Source organism: Micromonospora humida (genome assembly GCF_016901255.1).
In the GTDB taxonomy this organism is placed as follows: Bacteria; Actinomycetota; Actinomycetes; order Mycobacteriales; family Micromonosporaceae; genus Micromonospora; species Micromonospora wenchangensis.
This window is the reverse complement of the sequence record NZ_JAFEUC010000007.1, coordinates 293,802-311,869: the sequence shown is the minus strand read 5'-3', so window position 1 is coordinate 311,869 and position 18,068 is coordinate 293,802. Positions and strand designations below refer to the sequence as shown.

Annotated in this window: 18 protein-coding genes; 4 read left to right on the top strand and 14 right to left on the bottom strand. The window is 72.9% G+C overall.

Translation table 11 applies throughout. The annotated features are described in order from the left end of the window. Nucleotides 1-40: 40 nt before the first annotated feature. Nucleotides 41-697 carry a dienelactone hydrolase family protein gene (locus JQX11_RS16820; protein WP_204925886.1) on the bottom strand — a complete coding sequence of 219 codons (657 nt, stop codon included), beginning with the start codon at nt 695-697 and terminating at the stop codon, nt 41-43. A gap of 126 nt (nt 698-823) precedes the next feature. Between JQX11_RS16820 and JQX11_RS16815 the strand changes: the two genes are divergently transcribed. The 3 genes from JQX11_RS16815 (at nt 824) to JQX11_RS16805 (ending at nt 1,809) form a co-directional block, all read left to right on the top strand. Continuing rightward, the gene (locus JQX11_RS16815; protein ID WP_204925987.1) at nt 824-1,216 is read left to right on the top strand and encodes a MerR family transcriptional regulator; all 393 of its coding nucleotides are present in this window, start codon (nt 824-826) and stop codon (nt 1,214-1,216) included. Further along, a complete protein-coding gene (locus tag JQX11_RS16810) occupies nt 1,186-1,533 on the top strand; it encodes a thioredoxin family protein (RefSeq protein ID WP_269756885.1) in 348 nt (115 codons plus the stop codon). The genes JQX11_RS16815 and JQX11_RS16810 overlap by 31 nt, the downstream gene beginning before the upstream one ends. A 96-nt stretch (nt 1,534-1,629) precedes the next feature. Beyond that, on the top strand, nt 1,630-1,809 hold the full coding sequence (locus JQX11_RS16805; protein WP_145917639.1) for a hypothetical protein: 180 nt from the start codon (nt 1,630-1,632) through the stop codon (nt 1,807-1,809). A gap of 63 nt (nt 1,810-1,872) precedes the next feature. Here JQX11_RS16805 and JQX11_RS16800 read toward each other — a convergent pair whose 3' ends face one another. The 9 genes from JQX11_RS16800 to JQX11_RS16760 all read right to left on the bottom strand — a co-directional run bounded on the left by JQX11_RS16800 (nt 1,873) and on the right by JQX11_RS16760 (nt 14,239). Further along, nucleotides 1,873-4,245: a glycoside hydrolase family 65 protein gene (locus JQX11_RS16800; protein WP_204925885.1), complete on the bottom strand. Its 2,373-nt coding sequence runs from the start codon at nt 4,243-4,245 to the stop codon at nt 1,873-1,875. Beyond that, the gene (locus tag JQX11_RS16795; protein ID WP_204925884.1) at nt 4,242-4,991 is read right to left on the bottom strand and encodes a beta-phosphoglucomutase family hydrolase; all 750 of its coding nucleotides are present in this window, start codon (nt 4,989-4,991) and stop codon (nt 4,242-4,244) included. The genes JQX11_RS16800 and JQX11_RS16795 overlap by 4 nt, the downstream gene beginning before the upstream one ends. Nucleotides 4,992-5,040: 49 nt before the next feature. Next, nucleotides 5,041-5,508 carry a DUF4442 domain-containing protein gene (locus JQX11_RS16790; protein ID WP_204925883.1) on the bottom strand — a complete coding sequence of 156 codons (468 nt, stop codon included), beginning with the start codon at nt 5,506-5,508 and terminating at the stop codon, nt 5,041-5,043. 139 nt (nt 5,509-5,647) lie between these two features. Beyond that, on the bottom strand, nt 5,648-6,952 hold the full coding sequence (locus JQX11_RS16785) for an ABC transporter ATP-binding protein (RefSeq protein ID WP_204925882.1): 1,305 nt from the start codon (nt 6,950-6,952) through the stop codon (nt 5,648-5,650). A gap of 135 nt (nt 6,953-7,087) precedes the next feature. Continuing rightward, nucleotides 7,088-9,262 (bottom strand): bifunctional glycosyltransferase/CDP-glycerol:glycerophosphate glycerophosphotransferase, encoded by a 2,175-nt coding sequence (locus JQX11_RS16780; protein ID WP_204925881.1) that lies wholly within the window; start codon nt 9,260-9,262, stop codon nt 7,088-7,090. 17 nt (nt 9,263-9,279) lie between these two features. After that, nucleotides 9,280-11,244 (bottom strand): DUF5941 domain-containing protein, encoded by a 1,965-nt coding sequence (locus JQX11_RS16775; RefSeq protein ID WP_204925880.1) that lies wholly within the window; start codon nt 11,242-11,244, stop codon nt 9,280-9,282. After that, nucleotides 11,241-11,981: an ABC transporter ATP-binding protein gene (locus tag JQX11_RS16770; RefSeq protein WP_204925879.1), complete on the bottom strand. Its 741-nt coding sequence runs from the start codon at nt 11,979-11,981 to the stop codon at nt 11,241-11,243. Before JQX11_RS16770 ends, JQX11_RS16775 begins: the two co-directional genes overlap by 4 nt. Further along, nucleotides 11,982-12,809, bottom strand: a complete 828-nt coding sequence (locus tag JQX11_RS16765; protein ID WP_204925878.1) for an ABC transporter permease — start codon at nt 12,807-12,809, stop codon at nt 11,982-11,984. Between the two features lie 59 nt (nt 12,810-12,868). Continuing rightward, entirely contained in the window at nt 12,869-14,239 is a 1,371-nt protein-coding gene (locus JQX11_RS16760; protein WP_204925877.1) for an L-serine ammonia-lyase, read from the bottom strand. A gap of 297 nt (nt 14,240-14,536) precedes the next feature. Between JQX11_RS16760 and JQX11_RS16755 the strand changes: the two genes are divergently transcribed. Further along, nucleotides 14,537-14,743, top strand: coding sequence for a PspC domain-containing protein (locus tag JQX11_RS16755; protein WP_204925876.1), 207 nt, complete (start codon nt 14,537-14,539; stop codon nt 14,741-14,743). 170 nt (nt 14,744-14,913) lie between these two features. Here the strand turns inward: JQX11_RS16755 and JQX11_RS16750 are convergent, their stop codons facing one another. From JQX11_RS16750 to JQX11_RS16735, 4 genes are all read right to left on the bottom strand, one after another. After that, nucleotides 14,914-15,681 carry a DUF4230 domain-containing protein gene (locus JQX11_RS16750; RefSeq protein ID WP_204925875.1) on the bottom strand — a complete coding sequence of 256 codons (768 nt, stop codon included), beginning with the start codon at nt 15,679-15,681 and terminating at the stop codon, nt 14,914-14,916. 101 nt (nt 15,682-15,782) lie between these two features. After that, complete coding sequence (locus tag JQX11_RS16745) at nt 15,783-16,946, bottom strand: acyl-CoA dehydrogenase family protein (RefSeq protein WP_204925874.1); 1,164 nt, start codon at nt 16,944-16,946, stop codon at nt 15,783-15,785. A 32-nt stretch (nt 16,947-16,978) separates the two neighbouring features. Continuing rightward, nucleotides 16,979-17,284 carry a type II toxin-antitoxin system VapB family antitoxin gene (locus JQX11_RS16740; protein ID WP_088643534.1) on the bottom strand — a complete coding sequence of 102 codons (306 nt, stop codon included), beginning with the start codon at nt 17,282-17,284 and terminating at the stop codon, nt 16,979-16,981. A 179-nt stretch (nt 17,285-17,463) separates the two neighbouring features. Further along, nucleotides 17,464-18,066, bottom strand: a complete 603-nt coding sequence (locus tag JQX11_RS16735; RefSeq protein WP_204925873.1) for a nitroreductase family protein — start codon at nt 18,064-18,066, stop codon at nt 17,464-17,466. Between the last annotated feature and the right edge of the window lie 2 nt (nt 18,067-18,068).

Below are 18,068 nucleotides of genomic sequence, written 5' to 3'. Positions count from 1 at the left end.
CCGGCCTGAGGCCGGCCCGCCGGCCCGCCGGCCCGCCCCGTCAGGCGGGGACGGGGAGATGATGGGTGAACCAGTCGGCGGCCGCGTCGGCCACCTGGTCGAGCGTGCCGGGCTCCTCGAACAGGTGCCCGGCGCCGGGCACCACGCGCAGTTCGTGCGGGGCGGCGAGCAGCTCGGCGGCCTGCTCGTTCATCGTGATCACCTGGTCGTCGAGGCCACCCACCAGCAGCAGCGTCGGCGCGCGTACCCCGGACAGGGCAGGGCCGGCCAGATCCGGCCGGCCGCCCCGGGACACCACGGCGGCGACCCGCTGCGGGCGGGCGGCGGCGGCCACCAGCGCGGCGGCGGCCCCGGTGCTCGCCCCGAACAGGCCGACCGGCAGCCGGCCCAGCGTGGGTTCGGCGGCGAGCCAGTCGAGGGTGCCGGTGAGCCGGTCGGCCAGCAGGTCGATGTCGAAGCGCCACTGCGCGGTCCGGGCGTCGACCTCGTCCTCCTCGGCGGTGAGCAGGTCCACCAGCACGGTCACCAGCCGGCGACGCTGGAGCACCCGGGCCACCGCCACGTTGCGCGGGCTGTGCCGGGAACTGCCGCTGCCGTGGGCGAAGAGCACCACCCCCGTCGCGTCGTCCGGCCCGTCGACGTCCGCCGGCAGCCTGACCTCCCCCAGCGACACCGTCGCCTCGGCGCGTACCCCCATGGTGGTTGCCCCTTCCCGCTCGCCGGCCGGTGGCGGTTACCCGCCCGGGGGCCGCTCTCACCCGTTGCCTTGACACCGGCGACAAGGTCTAGCGTGACGCCGGGAGACGCCGCCGGGGAGGTCGGGATGCTGATCGGCGAACTGGCGCAGCGGGCCGGGACGAGCACCCGCACGCTGCGGTACTACGAGACGCACGGGTTGGTCCGGCCCCGTCGCTCGGCCAACGGCTACCGGGTGTACGACGAGGCCGAACTGCGGGTGGTGCACGAGATCCGGGCGCTGCTGGCGGTCGGCTTCGGCCTCGACGACATCCGGCCCTTCGTGGCCTGCCTGCGGGCCGGCCACGCCTCCGGGGACGTCTGCCCCGACTCGGTGGCGGTGCTGCGCCGCAAGCTGGCCGAGGTGGACGTCTACCTCGACCGGCTCGGCGCGGTCCGCCGCCGGCTGCACGACCAGCTCGCCCACGCCATCGCACAACGGGAGGAAACATGCCTCAGGACACGGCAGCGCACCGGTTGACCGCCGTCACCGACGCCACCTTCGCCGACACGGTGCTGGCCGCCGACCGGCCGGTGGTGGTCGACTTCTGGGCCGACTGGTGCCCACCCTGCGTCGGCACCTCCCGGCACCTCGCCGAGTTGGCCGAGGAGTTCGGCGACCGGCTGCGGGTGGTCGCCCTGGACACCGACGCGAACCCCGACACCACCCGGGCGTACGGGGTGATGTCGCTGCCCACCATGCTGGTGTTCGTCGGCGGGCAGGTCGCCGGCTCGATCGTCGGCGCCCGCCCGAAGAACCACCTGCGCCTCGCCTTCGCCCGCCACCTCGACACCTGACCGACCCGCGCCCGGCGGCGGTTTGCGGGGGTGGCCGGCGGGAACACGCGCGGGACACCGGCGCAGCCGCGCCGCGCACGGATCACGAGGTTCGCCATGGCCAAGCGGAAGGCACGTCAGCAGACCCGGACCATCGAGCAGGACCGCCCCGAACCGGACGCCGGGCACGAGCCCGACTGGGCGGACGAGGCGGCGCAGGCGCGCACCCCCGAGGACCCTCGGGCGGTCGCCCCGCGCGACGCCGGTGGCCGACCCTCCAACGGCCCCCAGTTCTGACCCGCCGATCAGTTACGGGTGGCGGGTCGCCGTCGCGGTCGCGGCGGCGACCCGTCGGCGGGGTCAGCCGGGGGACTCGGGCAGCCGCAGCAGCGGGGCCCGGCCGGGCGGCTGCTCCGGTGCCGGGCCGCTCCCGTGGCGCTGCGGCACCGGCACGGTCACCGGCGCGGCGGAGGTGACCCGCACGGTCTCGCCGTGGTGCCGCAGCTCCACCACCGTGTCCGGGCCGCCGTTACGCAGCGAGTACGTCGTCTGGTGCGGTCGGACGTCCACCCGCAGCCGCATCGACCGCCACTGCAACGAGAACTCCAACCGGCTCAACCGGCTGGACAGCCGGGGGGCGAACGACAGCTCGCCGTCGTGGTCGCGCAGCCCGCCGAACCCGGCCACCAGCGCGATCCAGGCCCCCGCCAGCGACGCCATGTGCACGCCGTCGCGGGTGTTCTCGTTGAGGTCGTGCAGATCCATCAGCGCGGCTTCCCGCAGGTAGCTGTGCGCCAGCTCGGCGTGGCCCACCTCGGCCGCGAGCACCGCCTGGGTGCAGGCCGACAGGGACGAGTCCCGCACGGTACGCCGCTCGTAGTAGAGGAAGTTGCGCAGCTTCTGCGCATCGGTGAAGGCGTCCCCCCGCCAGTGCATGGCCAGCACCAGGTCGGCCTGCTTGACCACCTGCTTGCGGTACAGGTCGAAGTACGGGTAGTGCAGCAGCAGCGGGTACTTCTCGGTCGGGGTGTGCGCGAAGTCCCACTCCTGGAGCCGGGTGAACCCCTCCACCTGCTCGTGCACGTCGAGGTCCTCGTCGTACGGGATGTGCATGGCGGTGGCGGCGTCCCGCCACTCGGCCGCCTCCTCCTCGGACACCCCGAGGTCGAGGGCCTCGTCGCGCAGTCGCATCGCGCAGTCGGCGGCGGTGAGCAGGTTCCGCTGCGCCATCAGGTTGGTGTAGATGTTGTCGTTCTTGACGGCGGTGTACTCGTCGGGGCCGGTCACCCCGTCGATGTGGAACCGGCCGTACCGGTCGTGGTGGCCCAGGGAACGCCACAGCCGGGCCGTTTCCACCAGCAGTTCCAGGCCGATGTCCCGTTCGAGCTGCTCGTCGCCGGTGACCAGGACGTAGCGGCGCAGCGCGTCGGCGATGTCGGCGGCGATGTGGAAGGCGGCGGTGCCGGCCGGCCAGTACGCCGAGGACTCCGGCCCCTCGATGGTGCGCCACGGGAACGCCGCGCCGGCCAGGTTCAACGTCCGGGCCCGCTCCCGGGCCTGCTCCAGGGTGGCGTGCCGCCAGTACAGGGCGTCGCGGACCGCGCCCGGCTGGGTGTACGTCAACACCGGCAGCACGAACATCTCGGTGTCCCAGAACGCGTGCCCGTCGTAGCCGGGACCGGTCAGCCCCTTGGCGGAGATCGGCCGGCGTTCGGCCCGCGCCCCGGCCTGGAGCACGTGGAACAGTCCGAACCGGACGGCCTGCTGCACCTCCGGGTCCCCCTCGACCCGGACGTCGGCGGCGTCCCAGAATCCGTCGAGGTATTCGCGCTGCTCCCGGTGCAGCCCGTCCCAGCCGGTCAGCCGGGCGGCGGCCAGCGCCGCGCCGACCTGGTCGCGCAGCGCGGGCAGCGAGCGTCGGCTGGACCAGCCGTACGCGAGGTACTTGACCACCCGCACCGTCTCGCCGGGCTGGAGCACGCAGCCGATGGTGGTCCGGACCCAGTCCTCGTACCCCTCGGACTCCAGGGTGGTCCGGCCCGGGGCGTCCACGTCGTGGCCCATGCCGGCGGCCACCCGCAACCCGCTGACCTTGGTGCGGTGGATGAGCAGGCCGCCGTCGTCGGTGGTCAGCTCCTCCTCGGCCTGTAACGGCGACTCCAGCACGGCGGCGACCCGGGGGTCGCGGCTCTGCGCCGGCAGGTTCTCGTTGGCGACCAGCTCGGACTGGAGGATCAGCCGCAGCGGGCCGCTGACCGCCTCCACCTCGTAGTGGATCGCGGCGACCGACCGTTGGGTGAAGGAGACCAGCCGGGTGCTGCGGACCTTCACCTCCCGGCCGGCGGGCGAGCGCCAGTGCATCTCCCGGTGCAGGGTGCCGGCCCTCAGGTCGAGGACCCGTTCGTGGCTCAGCAGCTCGCCGTAGCGCAGGTCGAGGGGTTCGTCGTCGACGAGCAGCCGGATCAGCTTGCCGTTGGTGACGTTGACGATGGTCTGCCCCGACTCGGGGAACCCGAACCCGGCCTCCGCGTACGGCAGCGGACGCAGCTCGTAGAACGAGTTGAGGTAGGTGCCGGGCAGGCCGTGCGGCTCGCCCTCGTCGAGGTTGCCGCGCAGCCCGATGTGGCCGTTGGAGAGCGCGAAGACCGACTCGGACTGGGCCAGCACGTCCATGTCGAGGCGGGTCTCCCGGATGTGCCACGGCTCGACCGGGTAGGCGCGTTCCCGGATCATGCGGCCGGCCCGCGTAGCAGCTCGGCGAGGTCGGTGACGACCACGTCGGCACCGTGGGCGCGCAGCTCGTCGGCCTGGCCGACCCGGTCCACGCCGATCACGTGGCCGAAGCCGCCGGCCCGGCCGGCGGCCACCCCGGCCAGCGCGTCCTCGAACACGGCCGCGTCGGCGGGGGCCACCCCGAGCAGCTCGGCGGCGGCGAGGAAGGTGTCGGGATGCGGTTTGCCGCGCAGCCCCTCGGCGCGGGCGACCAGCCCGTCGACGCGTACCTCCAGCAGGGGTTCCAGGCCGGCGGCGGCGACCACGTCGCGGCAGTTGGCGCTGGCCGAGACGACCGCGCGGCGCAGCCCGGCCTGCTCGGCCGCCTTCAGGTAGGCCACCGACCCGGGGTACGCCTGCACGCCGTCGTGGTGGATCCGGTCCAACAGGACGACGTTCTTGCGGTTGCCGACCCCGTTGACGGTCTCCGCGTCGGGCGGGTCGTCGGGGCTCCCCTCGGGCAGGGTGATGCCCCGGGAGGCGAGGAAGGAACGCACCCCGTCGGCGCGCGGTTTCCCGTCGACGTAGCGGTGGTAGTCCGGGCCGGGGTCGAACGGCCGGAACGGTTCGCCGCCGGCCTCGGCGTGCCGGCGCAGCAGGTCGTCGAAGGTCTGTTTCCAGGCGGCGTTGTGCACCTTGGCGGTCTGGGTCAGCACGCCGTCGAGGTCGAAGAGGCAGGCGGTCACATGAGCAGGTAGGCCCAGCACGCTACGAATCTATCCAGCGCCCCCACCGGGCAAACCCCCGCCACGCGGGTCAGCGGTTCGGGCGCAGCGTCCACAGGACGGTCATGGTGGCGGTGACGGTCCCGTCGGGGGTACCGATCTCCACCGCCACCGGGAACTCGGGGCGCTGGCCGGCGTCCAGCTCAGCGAGCACCTCGGCCGGGGGGCGGCCGAGCCGTGCGGTCGCCCGCACCTCGCCCATCGCCACCCGCCGGTACGCGATGTCGGCCCGCACGGCGAGCGGCACGGCCCGGTCGAGCACCTGCCCGAACGCGGCCATCACCACCGCGCCGGAGGCGGTCTCGCCGAGGGTGAACATGGCACCGGCGTGCGGGCCGCCGACGTGGTTGTGGGTGGCCGGCGAGTCGGGCAGCCGGACGACGGCCCGGACCCCGCCCTCGGCCTCCGGCGCGACCTCGACGATCTCGAAGCCGAGCGTGCGGGCGAACGGGACGGCCCGCAGCACCCCGGCCGCCACCTCCCGGGAGTCAACGGTCATACCCCCGACGTTACCCGCGGGTAAACACCCCGCCAAGCCCCTGCACAATTCTCGCAATGTCACTGGAATTGCAGCATCAGGACCTGCGGATACCGCAATTCCAACGACATTGCGCCGCACCGGGCAGGGACTCGACGGGTCAGCGCCAGCCGACGTCGATCCGGTCGCCGCGTTCGTCGAAGAAGTGCAGGGCGTCCATCCGGACCGCGACCGCCATCGGGTGCCCCGCCGAGATCGCCGGGTACGGGGCCAGCCGGACCGCCAGTTCGGCCGGGCGGCGGTGGTGCCGGCCGGGGTCGTTGAGCACGCTGGTGCGGTTGCCGTCGGATGCCCGGTCGTTCTCCTCCGGGTCGGTGGCCCGCCCGGTGAGCCGGGACATGACCTGGCCGAACCGGCGCAGCCCGCGCTGGCCGGGGACCGCGTCCTCGGCGGGGGCGCTCATCTCGTCGACCATGATGGCGGTGGCGCCGATGTCGAGGAAGGCAAGCGACTCGTGCCCGTGGTGCTCCAGGTAACGCACCCGGCCCTGGAGCACGTCACCGGGGGTGTCCGGGGCGACCGGGGTGAGCGCCTCGGCCCGCATCCCGACCACGATCCGCTCGCCGTGGTAGTGCGCCACCGCCCGGCTGCGGATGTCGTCCCACGGCAGGTAGAGCGCCTGGTCGCCGAGAGTCAGCGTGACGTACCGGTCGAGGTGGACGTAGACCGACGCCTCAAGCAGGTTCATCCGGGGGCTGCCGAGGAACGCCGCGACGTAGAGGGTCGCCGGGCGGCCGTAGACCTGGGTGGGAGTGCCGACGTCCTGGAGCACGCCCTTGCGCATGATGGCCACCCGGTCGGCCATGGTCAGCGCCTCGGCCTGGTCGTGGGTGACGTAGATGGTGGTGACACCCAGCTCGCGGGTCAGCGCGGAGATCTCGGCGCGCAGCTCGGCCCGCAGCCCGCTGTCCAGGTTGGACAGCGGCTCGTCCATCAGGAACAGCCCCGGCCGGCGGACGATCGCCCGACCCATCGCGACCCGCTGCCGCTGGCCGCCGGAGAGCTGACTCGGCTTGCGGCCGAGCACGTCGCCGATGCCGAGCGCGCTGGCCACGTCCTGCACCCGCTCGCCCCGGGGCACCGGCTCGACCCCGGACAGCTTGAGCGGGAAGCCGATGTTGTCACCGACGGACATGTGCGGGTAGAGCGCGAAGTCCTGGAAGACCATGGCGATCTTCCGGTCGCGCGGCGGCAGGTCGTTGGCGACCTCACCGTCGAGCATCACCGCACCGGTGGTCGGCTCCGCCAGGCCCGCGATCATCCGCAACACGGTCGACTTCCCGCAACCGGACGGGCCCAGCAGCACCATGAACTCCCCGTCGACGACGTCGAGACTGACGTTGTCGACGGCAATTGTCCCGTCCGGGAATACTTTTGTGACGTCCTTCAGCGCGACGGTGGTCACCGTCTCCTCCCCCAGCTTGGCCGAACCCCGGGGTTGACTGTGGCGAGCATCATGGGGTTAGCACATCGGGTAAACGTGCCATGTTCGGCTGATGACAGCCCTATTACGGGCCAGTACGGCGATCCGCCCGGATCCTCACCCTGATTCGCCGAGAAACACCCGCCGGACCACCCGTTCCGCCGCGTGCCCGTCGTCCCAGCCGCAGAACCGCTCCCGGAACGCCCGTCGGGCCCGCTCGGCCGACGCACCGGTCACCGCGTCGGAGCGGAAGACCTCCCGGAGTTCGTCGAAGGTCAGCGCGACCGCGCCCGGCGGCTCGGCGGTCACGTCGAAGTAGACCCCCCGGGCCAACCGGTAGGCGTCGTGGTCCGGCGCGTAGATCACGATCGGCCGGTCCAGCACGGCGTAGTCGAACATCGCCGACGAGTAGTCGGTGACCAGCACGTCGGCGGCCAGGTAGAGGTCCTCGACGGTGCCGACGTCGCTGACGTCGACCACCCGCCCCTCGGCCCGCCGCCGGACCCGGCCCTCCCGGTCGTGGAAGTAGTGGCTGCGCATCAGCAACCGGCCGGCCGGCCCCAGCACGTCCAGCAGCCGGTACGGGTCGAACGGCGGCCGGTAACCGGGCAGGTGCTCCCGGTGGGTCGGCGCGTACAGCACCACCCGCTCGTCCGGGGCGATCCCGAGCCCGGCCCGGACCGCGCGCACCTCCTCGGCGGTGGCGGTGACCAGCCGGTCGTTGCGCGGGTAGCCCACCTCCAGCCGGACGTAGTCCGCCGGGTAGGCGCGGTCCCACATCTGGGTGGAGAAGGCGTTGGAGGTGATGCTGTAGTCCCAGCGGTCCACCCGGCGCAGCAGCCCCGCGAAGTCCATCCCGACCGCGCCGAGCGGATACCGCTGCTGGTCCAGGCCCATCACCTTGACCGGGGTGCCGTGGTGGGTCTGCACGTGCACCTGGCCGGGACGCTTGCGCACGAAGTCCGGGAAGTTGACGTTGTTGACCAGCCAGCGGGCCCGCGCCAGCGCCCGCTGGGCGTCGCGGGTGCCGGCGACGACGTACTCGGTGCCGGGCGGGAGGGTGTCGACCCGGTCCCGGCGGACGATCCACACCCCCCGGACCTGCGGGGCGAGCCGGCGGGCGGCGGCGTGCACCGCCGCCGGGTTGCAGGCGTAGCCCCGGTACCAGTAGGCGGCGTAGACGGCGAGCGTCGGGTCGATCGGCCGGCGCAGCTCGGCCCGGTAGTACTCGTGCAGCAGCGCGTCGCGGGCCAGCCGCGCGGTCCGCCGGGCCACCGGCCGGGCCCGCCGCCCGGTCAGCCGCGTGGTCTCCCGGGCCTGGCTGACGGCGCGCAACGCGCTGAAGGTGTGCCACCGGCCGGCGGCGACCAGCCGGTGCTTGAGCCCGTCCCCGCCGTCCGGCACCGGGTAGCCGCCGGGCGGGCGGAAGCGCCGGTGGTCGGCGGTGATCCGCCGGAAGAACGCCGGCCGCAGCGCCGGGGCGATCCGGTCGCCGTTGCCGAGCACGGTCAGGTAGTGCCAGATCATCCGCTCGAAGACCACCGGGCGCAGGCCGGCCAGGTCGGGCCGCCCGTCGAGGAAGGCGAACACCCGGTGCCACTGGTCGAAGACCTCGAAGTGCCGGTCGTCGAGGGTCCGGGTGATCGCGCCCGCCCGGCGCTGCCGGTAGTGCACGCAGACCCGGTCGAGCACGCCGATCCGCCCGGCGGCCAGCAGCACCGGGTAGCTGAACGCGACGTCCTCGTACCAGCCGGGGGCGAAGCGCAGCCCGAGGCCGGTCAGGAACTCCCGGCGGACCAGCCGGTTCCAGGCGGTGTGCAGCAGGCGCAGCGTCTCGGGCCGTTCCGCCAGCCGGAACGTCGCCGCGCCGGGCGGATCGGGGAAGACCTCCGGCAGGGCGCTGCGGGTGGCGTGCTCGTCCCAGTGCACCCGGACGTGGTCGACCAGCAGCACGTCGGGGCGGGTGGCGGTGAGGCGGTCGGCGACCTCGGGCAGACAGTCGGGGGCGAGCCGGTCGTCGCCGTCGAGGAACCATACGTACTCGCCGGTGGCCCGGTCCAGCCCGATGTTGCGGGCCGGACCGAGCCCGACGTTGTGCGGCAGACGTACCGCCCGGACCCGGGGGTCGCGGGCGGCGTACTCGTCGAGGATGTCGCCGCAGGCGTCCGGGGAGGCGTCGTCGACTCCGATCACCTCGATGTCCCGGTACGGCTGGCCGAGCAGCGAGTCCAGGCACTCGCGCAGGTAGCCCTGCACCCGGAAGGCCGGTACGACGAAGCTGATCAGCGTCATCCGGCCGCCCCCCGTCGTCAGCCCGGCGAAGCACCCCGCACCGGTACGGCCGCCGCCCGGCCCGCGCGGGCCGGCAGGACCACCCAGGCCAGAACGACACTCGCCACGAAAACCACCAGAAGGTACGTACCGATTGTAGCCATGGCAGGGGTGGCAAATCCGGCGATCGCCGCCACCGCCAGCAGCACCGAACGCCCCTCCCAGCCCAGCGTCCAGGCGTGCAACGGCGGGGCCGCCTGCCGCTTCTCCAACCGGGCGGTCAGGTCGTAGTGGTGCACGGTCAGCACGAAGACGTACCCGAAGACCAGCCACGCCGGCACCCCGCCGACCACCCCGACCACGGCGGCGAACAGGTACTCGCCGGCCCGCAGCGCCGCCGGCACCAGCCAGTCCAGCGGCCCGTTGTGCGCCGCGCCCGCACCCAGCCCGGCGACCAGCAGGACCACCAGCGCCACCGGCAGCCACCAGCGCAGGCCACCCGGGTCACCGTCGCCGACCGCCCGGAACAACCCCACCACCAGCAGCACCGCCGGCCCGAGCGCCCCGAGCACCGCCAGGGTCAACGGGCCCATCGGCCGGACCACCGGCAGCCGGGCCGCCAGCGGACCATCGTCGCGGTGCAGCGTCGCGTCGACGGTGTCCAGCACCGGCACCCACATCCAGCGCGCCCGCAGGGTCCGCAACGCGCCCGTGTAGCCGAACGCCAGCACCCCCCACACCAGCACCGAGACCAGGCTGACCAGCGGCCCGAACAGCGCGGCGGTGACCGCGATCAACGCCCACCGCTCGCCGATCGGGAAGACCACCGTGCGCTTCAGCCAGTACGACACCGAGCCGGTGTCCGCCTGCACCCGGGTCGAGGCGGCGTTCAGCTTCCCGCCGATCCCCCCGGCGGCCGGGCCGGCCGGGCGCGGACGCCGGGCCGCCTCGTCGTGCAGCACCCCGTACCAGGCGTCGGTCATGTGCCGGACGGTCTGCAAGGTCATCGCGGCGATGGCCAGCGCCCAGCCGTACCGGAACCCGGCGTGCGTCGCGCCGTAGCCCAGCCCGGCGTAGACCAGGTACTCCTTGGCCCGGTCGGCCATCGTGTCCAGCCAGCCGCCCCAGGCGCTGAAGTGCCGGGTGTACCGGGCCAACTGCCCGTCCACGCAGTCCAGCACGAACCCCAGGTAGAGCAGGACCGCACCGGCCACCAGGGCGGGCCGCCCGCCGGCGCCGAAGAGCACCGCCGCGACCACCGCGAACAGCACCGAGATCATGGTGACCCCGGTCGGCGTCAGACCCAGCCGGGCACACGCCTTCGTCACGTACGGCGACCAGGTGCTGACGAAGTAGGTGGTGAAGAAGTCGTCGCGTTCCTTCACCGACAGCCGCAGCTGCGCCCGGTCCTCGTCCACCCCGGCCAGGGCCGTCTCGGCGACGGCCAGCCCGGCCGGGTCGGCGACCCGGTGCGCCACGAGCAGGCGTACCCGGTGGGCGAAGGTCAGGGTGCCGAGGTCGGTGAGCGCGGCGAACAGCCGGTCCACGGCGGCACCGGCCGCCGGGGCGACGGCGGCCGAGCGGGCGGCGGCGGCCAGCGCCGGCAGGTCGTCCGCGCCGACCCGCACCGCGCCGCCGAAGACGCCGGTGGCGTCGGGCAACTCCGGACCGGCGTCGACCACCTGCCCGCGCTCCTCGCGCACCTGCGTCCGGCCGGCGGCCGGCGGGTCGGTGAGCACCAGGGCCACCGTCGGGCCGACCGGGCTGGTCGCCAGGTGCCGCAGTACGGCGGTGTGCGCGACCAGGTCGCCCCCGGTGACCAGGACCGGTCCGGTGAGGGTGTCCACCAGGGCGGCAAGCGCCTGCAGGTCGGTGACGGTGTGCACCCGGTCCGCCCCGGCCCGGTGCAACTGCCCGGCGAGCCGGTCGGCCAGCGGTTCGCCCGTGCCGGTGGGCAGGCCCGCGGCCGGCGCACCGGCGGCGAGCACGATCGCCACGGTCATCGCGGCACCGCGGCGTGGTACGCGTCGAGCGCCTCGGCGACCGTCCCGTCCACGGTCAGCCGCCCGCCGTCGAGGTAGAGCCCCCGACGGCAGAACCGGGTCAGGTCCTTCTCGTTGTGTGACACCAGCACCAAGGTGCGCCCCTCCGCGAGCAGTCGGTCGATCGTCGAGTAACACTTCTTGCGGAACTCCGCGTCGCCCACCGCGGTCACCTCGTCCATCAGCAGGATCGGGTGCGGCAGGTGCGAGATGATCGCGAACCCGAGCCGCACCTTCATCCCCGACGAGTAGTGCCGCACCGAGGTGTCGATGGCCCGTTCCACCTGCTCACCGGCGAACCCGACGATGTCGTCGAAGTGTCGCCGCAGGTAGCCCGTGGAGAGCCCGTGCAGCCCGCCGACCAGGTAGAGGTTCTCCCGGCCGGTCAGGTCGTTGGAGAAGCCGGCGGAGAGTTCCAGCAGCGGCGCGACGTCACCGGAGACGGTGATCCGCCCCTCGTCGGGGATGAGCACCCCGGCGATCAGCCGCAGCAGGGTGCTCTTGCCGGTGCCGTTGCGCCCGATCACGCCGAGCGTGTCGCCCGGCGCGACGGTGAACGAGACGTCCCGCAGCGGCCAGAACTGGTCGGTGGCGGCCCGCCCGCCCCGGTGGATGAACAGTTCCCGCAGCCGGAGCTGCCGACGCCGGTTGCGGACGAACCGGATGCCGAGCCCCTGCGCCTCGATGATCGGCGGCACCTACAGTTCCTTCAGCACGGCCGGTTCGAGCCGGCGGAACGCCCACCAGCCGGCCGCCAGCACCAGCAGGCTCCCGGCGATCGTGGTGGTCAGCAGCCGGGCGTCGGGGAACTCGTCCGGGTACCAGATGGCGTGCTGGAGCTGGAAGATGCCGACCAGCGGGTTCAGCTCGTACGCCACCTTGATCCAGCCCGGCATGCCCGACTCCCGGACCAGGCTCAGCGGGTAGATGATCGGGGTGGCGTAGAACAGCACCCGGATGACCAGCCGCATGAACCGCTCCACGTCGCGCATCAGCACGTTGACCGCGGACAGCAGCAGGGCCAGCCCGATCAGCAGGGTGCCCTGCACGGCGACGGCCAGCGGCAGGCTCAGCAGCGACCAGCCCAGCGTGATCCGCCCCGGCACGGCGTACGCGACCGCGACGGCCAGCAGGATCGGCAGGCCGGCGACGTACTCGGCGAACCGGCCGGTGACCCGGCCGATCGGGAAGACCTGCCGGGGCACGTTCATGGTGGTGATCAGGCGGGACTGCCCGGTCAGCGCGTTGGTCGCCTCGCTCAGCGCCGAACTCGTCCACATCCAGGCGAAGATGCCGGTGATCAGGAACAGCGGGTACGACCCGGCGGCCTCGCCGAGGTGCCTGTTGGTCGGCCCGGAGTAGAGCACCCCGAAGACGAAGAAGTAGATCGCGCCCATTCCCAGCGGCTCGATCAGCGACCAGAGGTAACCGAGCACGGACTGCTGGTACTTCACCGCGAGATCGCGTCTGACCAGGATGCGCAGTGAGTTGCGGTGCGACCACAACGCCGTGACGCCTGCGGTCACCGTCGCCTCCCGCCTGACAACAACGGACGACAGGTTAGCAGTCGGTGAACGAACGCCCCTCAGCACTCGATCACGTTGACGGCCAGGCCGCCGCGTGCCGTCTCCTTGTACTTGACCTTCATGTCCGCCCCGGTCTCGCGCATGGTCTTGATGACCTTGTCGAGCGAGACGTGGTGCACCCCGTCGCCGCGCAGCGCGAGCCGGGCCGCCGTGATCGCCTTGATGCTAGCCACCGCGTTGCGCTCGATGCAGGGGATCTGCACCAGCCCCCCGACCGGGTCGCAGGTCAACCCGAGGTTGTGCTCCATGCCGATCTCGGCGGCGTTCTCCACCTGCTCGGGGGTGCCGCCGAGCGCCTCGGCCAGCCCGGCGGCGGCCATCGAGCACGCCGACCCGACCTCGCCCTGGCAGCCCACCTCGGCCCCGGAGATCGAGGCGTTCTCCTTGAACAGCACCCCGATCGCCCCGGCGGCCAGCAGGAACCGCACCACGCCCTCGTCGGAGGCGTCCGGCACGAACCGGGTGTAGTAGTGCAGCACCGCAGGGATGATCCCGGCCGCGCCGTTCGTCGGGGCGGTCACCACCCGGCCACCGGCGGCGTTCTCCTCGTTGACCGCGAGCGCGAACAGGGTCACCCAGTCCATCGCGCGCAGCGGGTCGGTCGAGCCGGCGTCGGCCTCCAGGCTGCGGCGCAGCTCGGCGGCGCGCCGCCGGACCCGCAGCCCACCCGGCAGTACGCCGTCGCGGGCGCCGCCCCGGGCCACGCACTCCCGCATCACCCGCCAGATGTCCAGCAGCCCGGCCCGCACGTCCGGCTCGCTGCGCCAGGACAGCTCGTTGGCGAGCATCACCCCGCTGATCGACAGGCCGGTGCCGGCGGTGACGTCGAGCAGTTCGGCACCGGTCGAGAAGGGGTGCGGTACGGCGGTGGTGTCCACCGTGATCCGGTCCGCCCCGGCCGCCGCCTCGTCCACCACGAACCCGCCACCGACCGAGTAGTAGGTCCGTTCGCGGACCTGCGCCCCCGCCGCGTCCCAGGCCGAGAAGACCATCCCGTTCGGGTGGTACGGCAGCGACCGGCGGCGGTGCAGCACCAGATCCCGGTCCGCTTCGAAGTCGATCTCCTGGGTGCCGAGCAGGGCGAGCCGGCCCCGGGCGCGGATCTCGGCGACCCGGGGGCCGACGCTGTCGGTGTCCACCGTCTCCGGGCTCTCGCCGGCCAGGCCGAGCAGCACGGCCCGGTCGCTGCCGTGGCCGTGGCCGGTGGCGCCCAGCGAGCCGAACAGCTCGGCCCGGACCCGGGTGACGGTGTGCAGCAGCCCGTCGGCCTTCAGCCCGGTGACGAAGGTGCGCCCGGCCCGCATCGGGCCCACCGTGTGGGAGCTGGACGGGCCGATGCCGACACTGAAGAGGTCGAAGACACTGATCATCGCTGCGCTTCCTCGCCGTCGCCCGGGTGGTGCCGGGTCCGGCCGGGTCCGTGGCCGCCGGGGTCGCCGGTGACCTGCTGATCCCGCCCGGGATGGGGGCGGTGTCGACCGGCGAGCCTACCCGCCCGGCCCACCGCACCCCGTCGTCGCTGCGGGTAGGCGTCGGCCGGGGTCGACTCGGGTAACCACCTACGGGTACGGGGTCACCGGATCACCCTCGGGACGGAGGGCACGGTGGCCGCCCCTTCCTACCGTGGAATGCAGCGCGGCGGATCGCCGCAGAGTGGGAGTACGACGATGAGTCGCAAACTGGTCCGACCCCGCGAGGGGCGCATGCTCGCCGGTGTCTGTGCCGGCCTGGCCCGCCGGTTCAACACCTCGGCCACCCTGGTCCGGCTGCTGTTCCTGCTGTCGCTGCTGCTGCCCGGCACCCAGGTGATCGTCTACCTGGTGCTGTGGATCCTGATGCCCAACGAGGACCGCTACGCCACCACCAGCCACTGACCGCCCCCGGCGTCACCCGGCGGGGTCACACCCGGCGGGGTTGCGCCCGGTGATCAAGAGGTTTGCGTCAACTTGGAGATCAACACTGACGCCAACCTCTTGATCACCAAGACCGCCTAACAGCGCCACCGCCACGCGGCACCGGGGCCGCGTGACGGTGGCGCCTCGGGTCAGGGGGCCGTGTAGGTGATGGTGATCTTCTCGTAGCCGAGCGAGCGGAGCAGGCCCTCCAGCATCTTGCGGGTGTTCTCCTCGGCGCGCTGGGCCAGGCCGCTGTCCCGGGCCGCCGTGGTGATCCGCTCCTCGGCCATCCGGTAGACCTGCTGCTGCCGGTTGGGGTCGCCCTTGACCAGGTCGCCGATCCGGTTGAACAGGCCGCGCTCCTCGGCGAAGACGTAGCTCTTGTCCATGTCGAGGTTGGTCTGGCCGAGCTGCGGCGCGGGCAGCTTGATCTCGACGGACTTGCCGTCGGCGGACGGCACCACCGCCCCCTCGCCGATCTTGCCGAAGTCGACGTACGCCTCGACGCTGCCCGCCCCGACGAACAGCGTCCGCTGGTTGAGCAGGAACTCCGGCACGTTGTCGCGGTCGTTCTGCAGGTCGACCACGACCTGGAAGTTGCCCTCGGCCGCCACGTAACGGCTCAGATCCTGGATCGACTTGAGCAGCGGCGGCTGGCTGCGGTCGGTCTGTTCCTTGGCGAACGGGTTGCGGAACTCCGGGAAGATCCCGGTCACCTGCGTGCCGAGCAGCACCACCACGACCAACGCCGCCGCGCCGAGCACCCAGAGCAGCCCCCGGGCCGGGCCGCCGCCCGAGCGGGGCGGGTCGGCCGGTGGGGTGTCGGGGTCGACCGGGTCGCCCGACCGGGTGCGCAGTGTGTCGGCGGTCGGGTAGCCGGGGAACTCACTCTGGGGGGTTTCACCGTCGCGGGCCATCGCCCTCACCGTCCTCGTCAGACACGTGCCTCTGTCGATGACGGTACGGCCACCGTACGACGAGCGCGCGGCGAGCGACCCGAACGGGTGACGGGCGGTGGTCAGCCGAAGGCGGACAACCCGGTGAGCCGCTGCCCGACGACCAGTTGGTGGATCTCGGAGGTGCCCTCGTAGGTGAGCACACTCTCCAGGTTGTTGGCGTGCCGCATCACCGGGTACTCGCCGGAGACCCCGTTCGCGCCGAGGATCGTCCGGCACTGCCGGGCGATCGCCAGTGCCTCCCGCACGTTGTTCAGCTTGCCCACGCTGACCTGGTCCGGTCGCAGTGTGCCCGCGTCGGCCAGCCGGCCCAGGTGCAGGGCGAGCAGCAGGCCCTTGTTCCACTCCACCGCCATGTCGGCGAGCTTGGCCTGGGTGAGCTGGAAGCCGGCCAGCGGACGGCCGAACTGGGTCCGGGTGCCGGCGTAGGACAGCGCCGTCTCCAGACAGTCCCGGGCCGCGCCGAGCGCGCCCCAGACGATGCCCTGCCGGGCCTCGGTCAGGCAGCTCAGCGGCGCCTTGAGCCCGACCGCGCCGGGCAGCAGGGCGTCCGCCGGCAGTCGCACCCCGTCGAGGGTGATCTCGCCTGTCACCGAGGCCCGCAGCGACATCTTGCGGCGGATCTCGCGCGCCGTCACCCCGGGGGTGTCCATCGGTACGAGGAAACCCCGTACCCCCTCGTCGGTGCGGGCCCAGATCACCCCGACGTCGGCGATCGGCGCATTGGTGATCCACATCTTCGCGCCGTCGAGGACCCAGTCGTCGCCGTCGCGGCGGGCCCGGGTGGTCATCGAGGCCGGGTCGGAGCCGTGGTCGGGCTCGGTCAGCCCGAAACAGCCGATCGCCTCACCGGCGGCCATCGCGGGCAGCCAGCGCTGCTTGTGCTCCTCGCCGCCGAAGCGCCAGACGGCGTACATGGCCAGCGAACCCTGCACCGACACCAGGGAGCGCACGCCGGAGTCGCCGGCCTCCAACTCCAGGCAGGCCAGCCCGTACGCGACCATGGAGGCGCCGGCGCAGCCGTACCCGGTCAGGTGCATGCCGAGCAGGCCGAGGCGGCCGAACTCGCGGGCCAGTTCCCGGGCCGGGACGTCGCCGTCCTCGTACCAGCCGGCGACGTGCGGGCGGACCCGGTCGTCGACGAGCCGGCGGACGACGGCCCGGATCTGACGCTCCTCCTCGCTCAGCGAGGCGTCCACGTCCAACAGGTCAAGCGGGGTGCCCATGGCCGCCACCTTAACGACTGCTCAGGCGGGCGTCACTCGGGCTGGCCGTTGTAGACCAGCACCCGGGCGTGGATCTGGTTGCGCTGCTGCAACGCCGCGCGCAACGCCCGGTGCAGGCCGTCCTCCAGGTAGAGGCCACCGTTCCACTGCACCACGTGCGGGAACAGGTCGCCGTAGAACGTGGAGTCCTCGGCGAGGAGCTTGTCCAGCGCCAGCTCGCGCTTGGTGGTGATGAGCTGATCCAGCCGCAACGGGCGGGGCGGGATCTCCGACCACTGCTTCAGCGTCAGGTTGTGCTCCGGATAGGGACGCCCGTCCCGGACCGCCTTGAAGATCACGGCACGCTCCCCTCCCCGTGGTCGGGCCGACCCTCGGCGTGGTGCCGGGTCACGCCGAGCTGCCGCACCGTGCGGCACCGATCACGGTGCCAGCCTATCCGTCCCCGCCACACCACGTTCTGCTCCCTGTTGTCGGTTTCCCTCGCCCCGACACCCACCGCGCAGGGTACGAACCGGCATCAACTCCACCGGCCGCGCCGGACCACCTCGTCGACCGGCCGACGTCCCCGCCGCAACGACGGTGACCGGTGATCGACCGAGCGGTAACCTACCGTGACCGCGCCGATCGGGTGGTATTCCTCCGGCACCCCGAACGCCTCCCGGTACGCCGCCAGCCGGTCCGGCGGGATGCCGAAGAAACACGCCCCCAGCCCCTCGTCCACGGCGGTGAGCAGCATCAGCAGCGCGGCGAAGCCGGTGTCGATGTACCAGTAGGGCACCGGCCAGCGGTCCTCCGAGCGGTCCACCCAGCCCTTGTCCGGTTCGGCGTACCGCTCCAGGTAGGCCGAGCGGTTGGCGTGCGGCACCACGATCAGCGGGGCCCGACGCATCCCGGCCAACCACCGCTCCCGCCCACCACCGCCGGGCGTGGCCGCCGCCCAGAACCGGTCCCGGTCCGCCGGCTCCTCCAGCACCAGGAAACCCCAGCCCTGGGCGAAGCCGGCCGACGGCGCCCGGACCGCGTGGTCCAGCAGCCGCTGCACCACCTCCGGTGGGACCGGACGGTCCGGGTCGTAGTTGCGCACCATCCGGCGACGCCGGACCACCTCGCCGAACTCCACGC

What these genes read in the sequence shown, in the direction of transcription:
- JQX11_RS16805 (WP_145917639.1), top strand. Translation starts at nt 1,630, where the DNA reads ATGGCCAAGCGGAAGGCACGTCAGCAGACCCGGACCATCGAGCAGGAC.
- JQX11_RS16790 (WP_204925883.1), bottom strand. Translation starts at nt 5,508, where the DNA reads ATGACCGTTGACTCCCGGGAGGTGGCGGCCGGGGTGCTGCGGGCCGTC.
- JQX11_RS16750 (WP_204925875.1), bottom strand. Translation starts at nt 15,681, where the DNA reads ATGGCCCGCGACGGTGAAACCCCCCAGAGTGAGTTCCCCGGCTACCCG.
- JQX11_RS16800 (WP_204925885.1), bottom strand. Translation starts at nt 4,245, where the DNA reads ATGATCCGGGAACGCGCCTACCCGGTCGAGCCGTGGCACATCCGGGAG.
- JQX11_RS16775 (WP_204925880.1), bottom strand. Translation starts at nt 11,244, where the DNA reads ATGACCGTGGCGATCGTGCTCGCCGCCGGTGCGCCGGCCGCGGGCCTG.
- JQX11_RS16815 (WP_204925987.1), top strand. Translation starts at nt 824, where the DNA reads ATGCTGATCGGCGAACTGGCGCAGCGGGCCGGGACGAGCACCCGCACG.
- JQX11_RS16780 (WP_204925881.1), bottom strand. Translation starts at nt 9,262, where the DNA reads ATGACGCTGATCAGCTTCGTCGTACCGGCCTTCCGGGTGCAGGGCTAC.
- JQX11_RS16745 (WP_204925874.1), bottom strand. Translation starts at nt 16,946, where the DNA reads ATGGGCACCCCGCTTGACCTGTTGGACGTGGACGCCTCGCTGAGCGAG.
- JQX11_RS16760 (WP_204925877.1), bottom strand. Translation starts at nt 14,239, where the DNA reads ATGATCAGTGTCTTCGACCTCTTCAGTGTCGGCATCGGCCCGTCCAGC.
- JQX11_RS16820 (WP_204925886.1), bottom strand. Translation starts at nt 697, where the DNA reads ATGGGGGTACGCGCCGAGGCGACGGTGTCGCTGGGGGAGGTCAGGCTG.
- JQX11_RS16810 (WP_269756885.1), top strand. Translation starts at nt 1,186, where the DNA reads ATGCCTCAGGACACGGCAGCGCACCGGTTGACCGCCGTCACCGACGCC.
- JQX11_RS16755 (WP_204925876.1), top strand. Translation starts at nt 14,537, where the DNA reads ATGAGTCGCAAACTGGTCCGACCCCGCGAGGGGCGCATGCTCGCCGGT.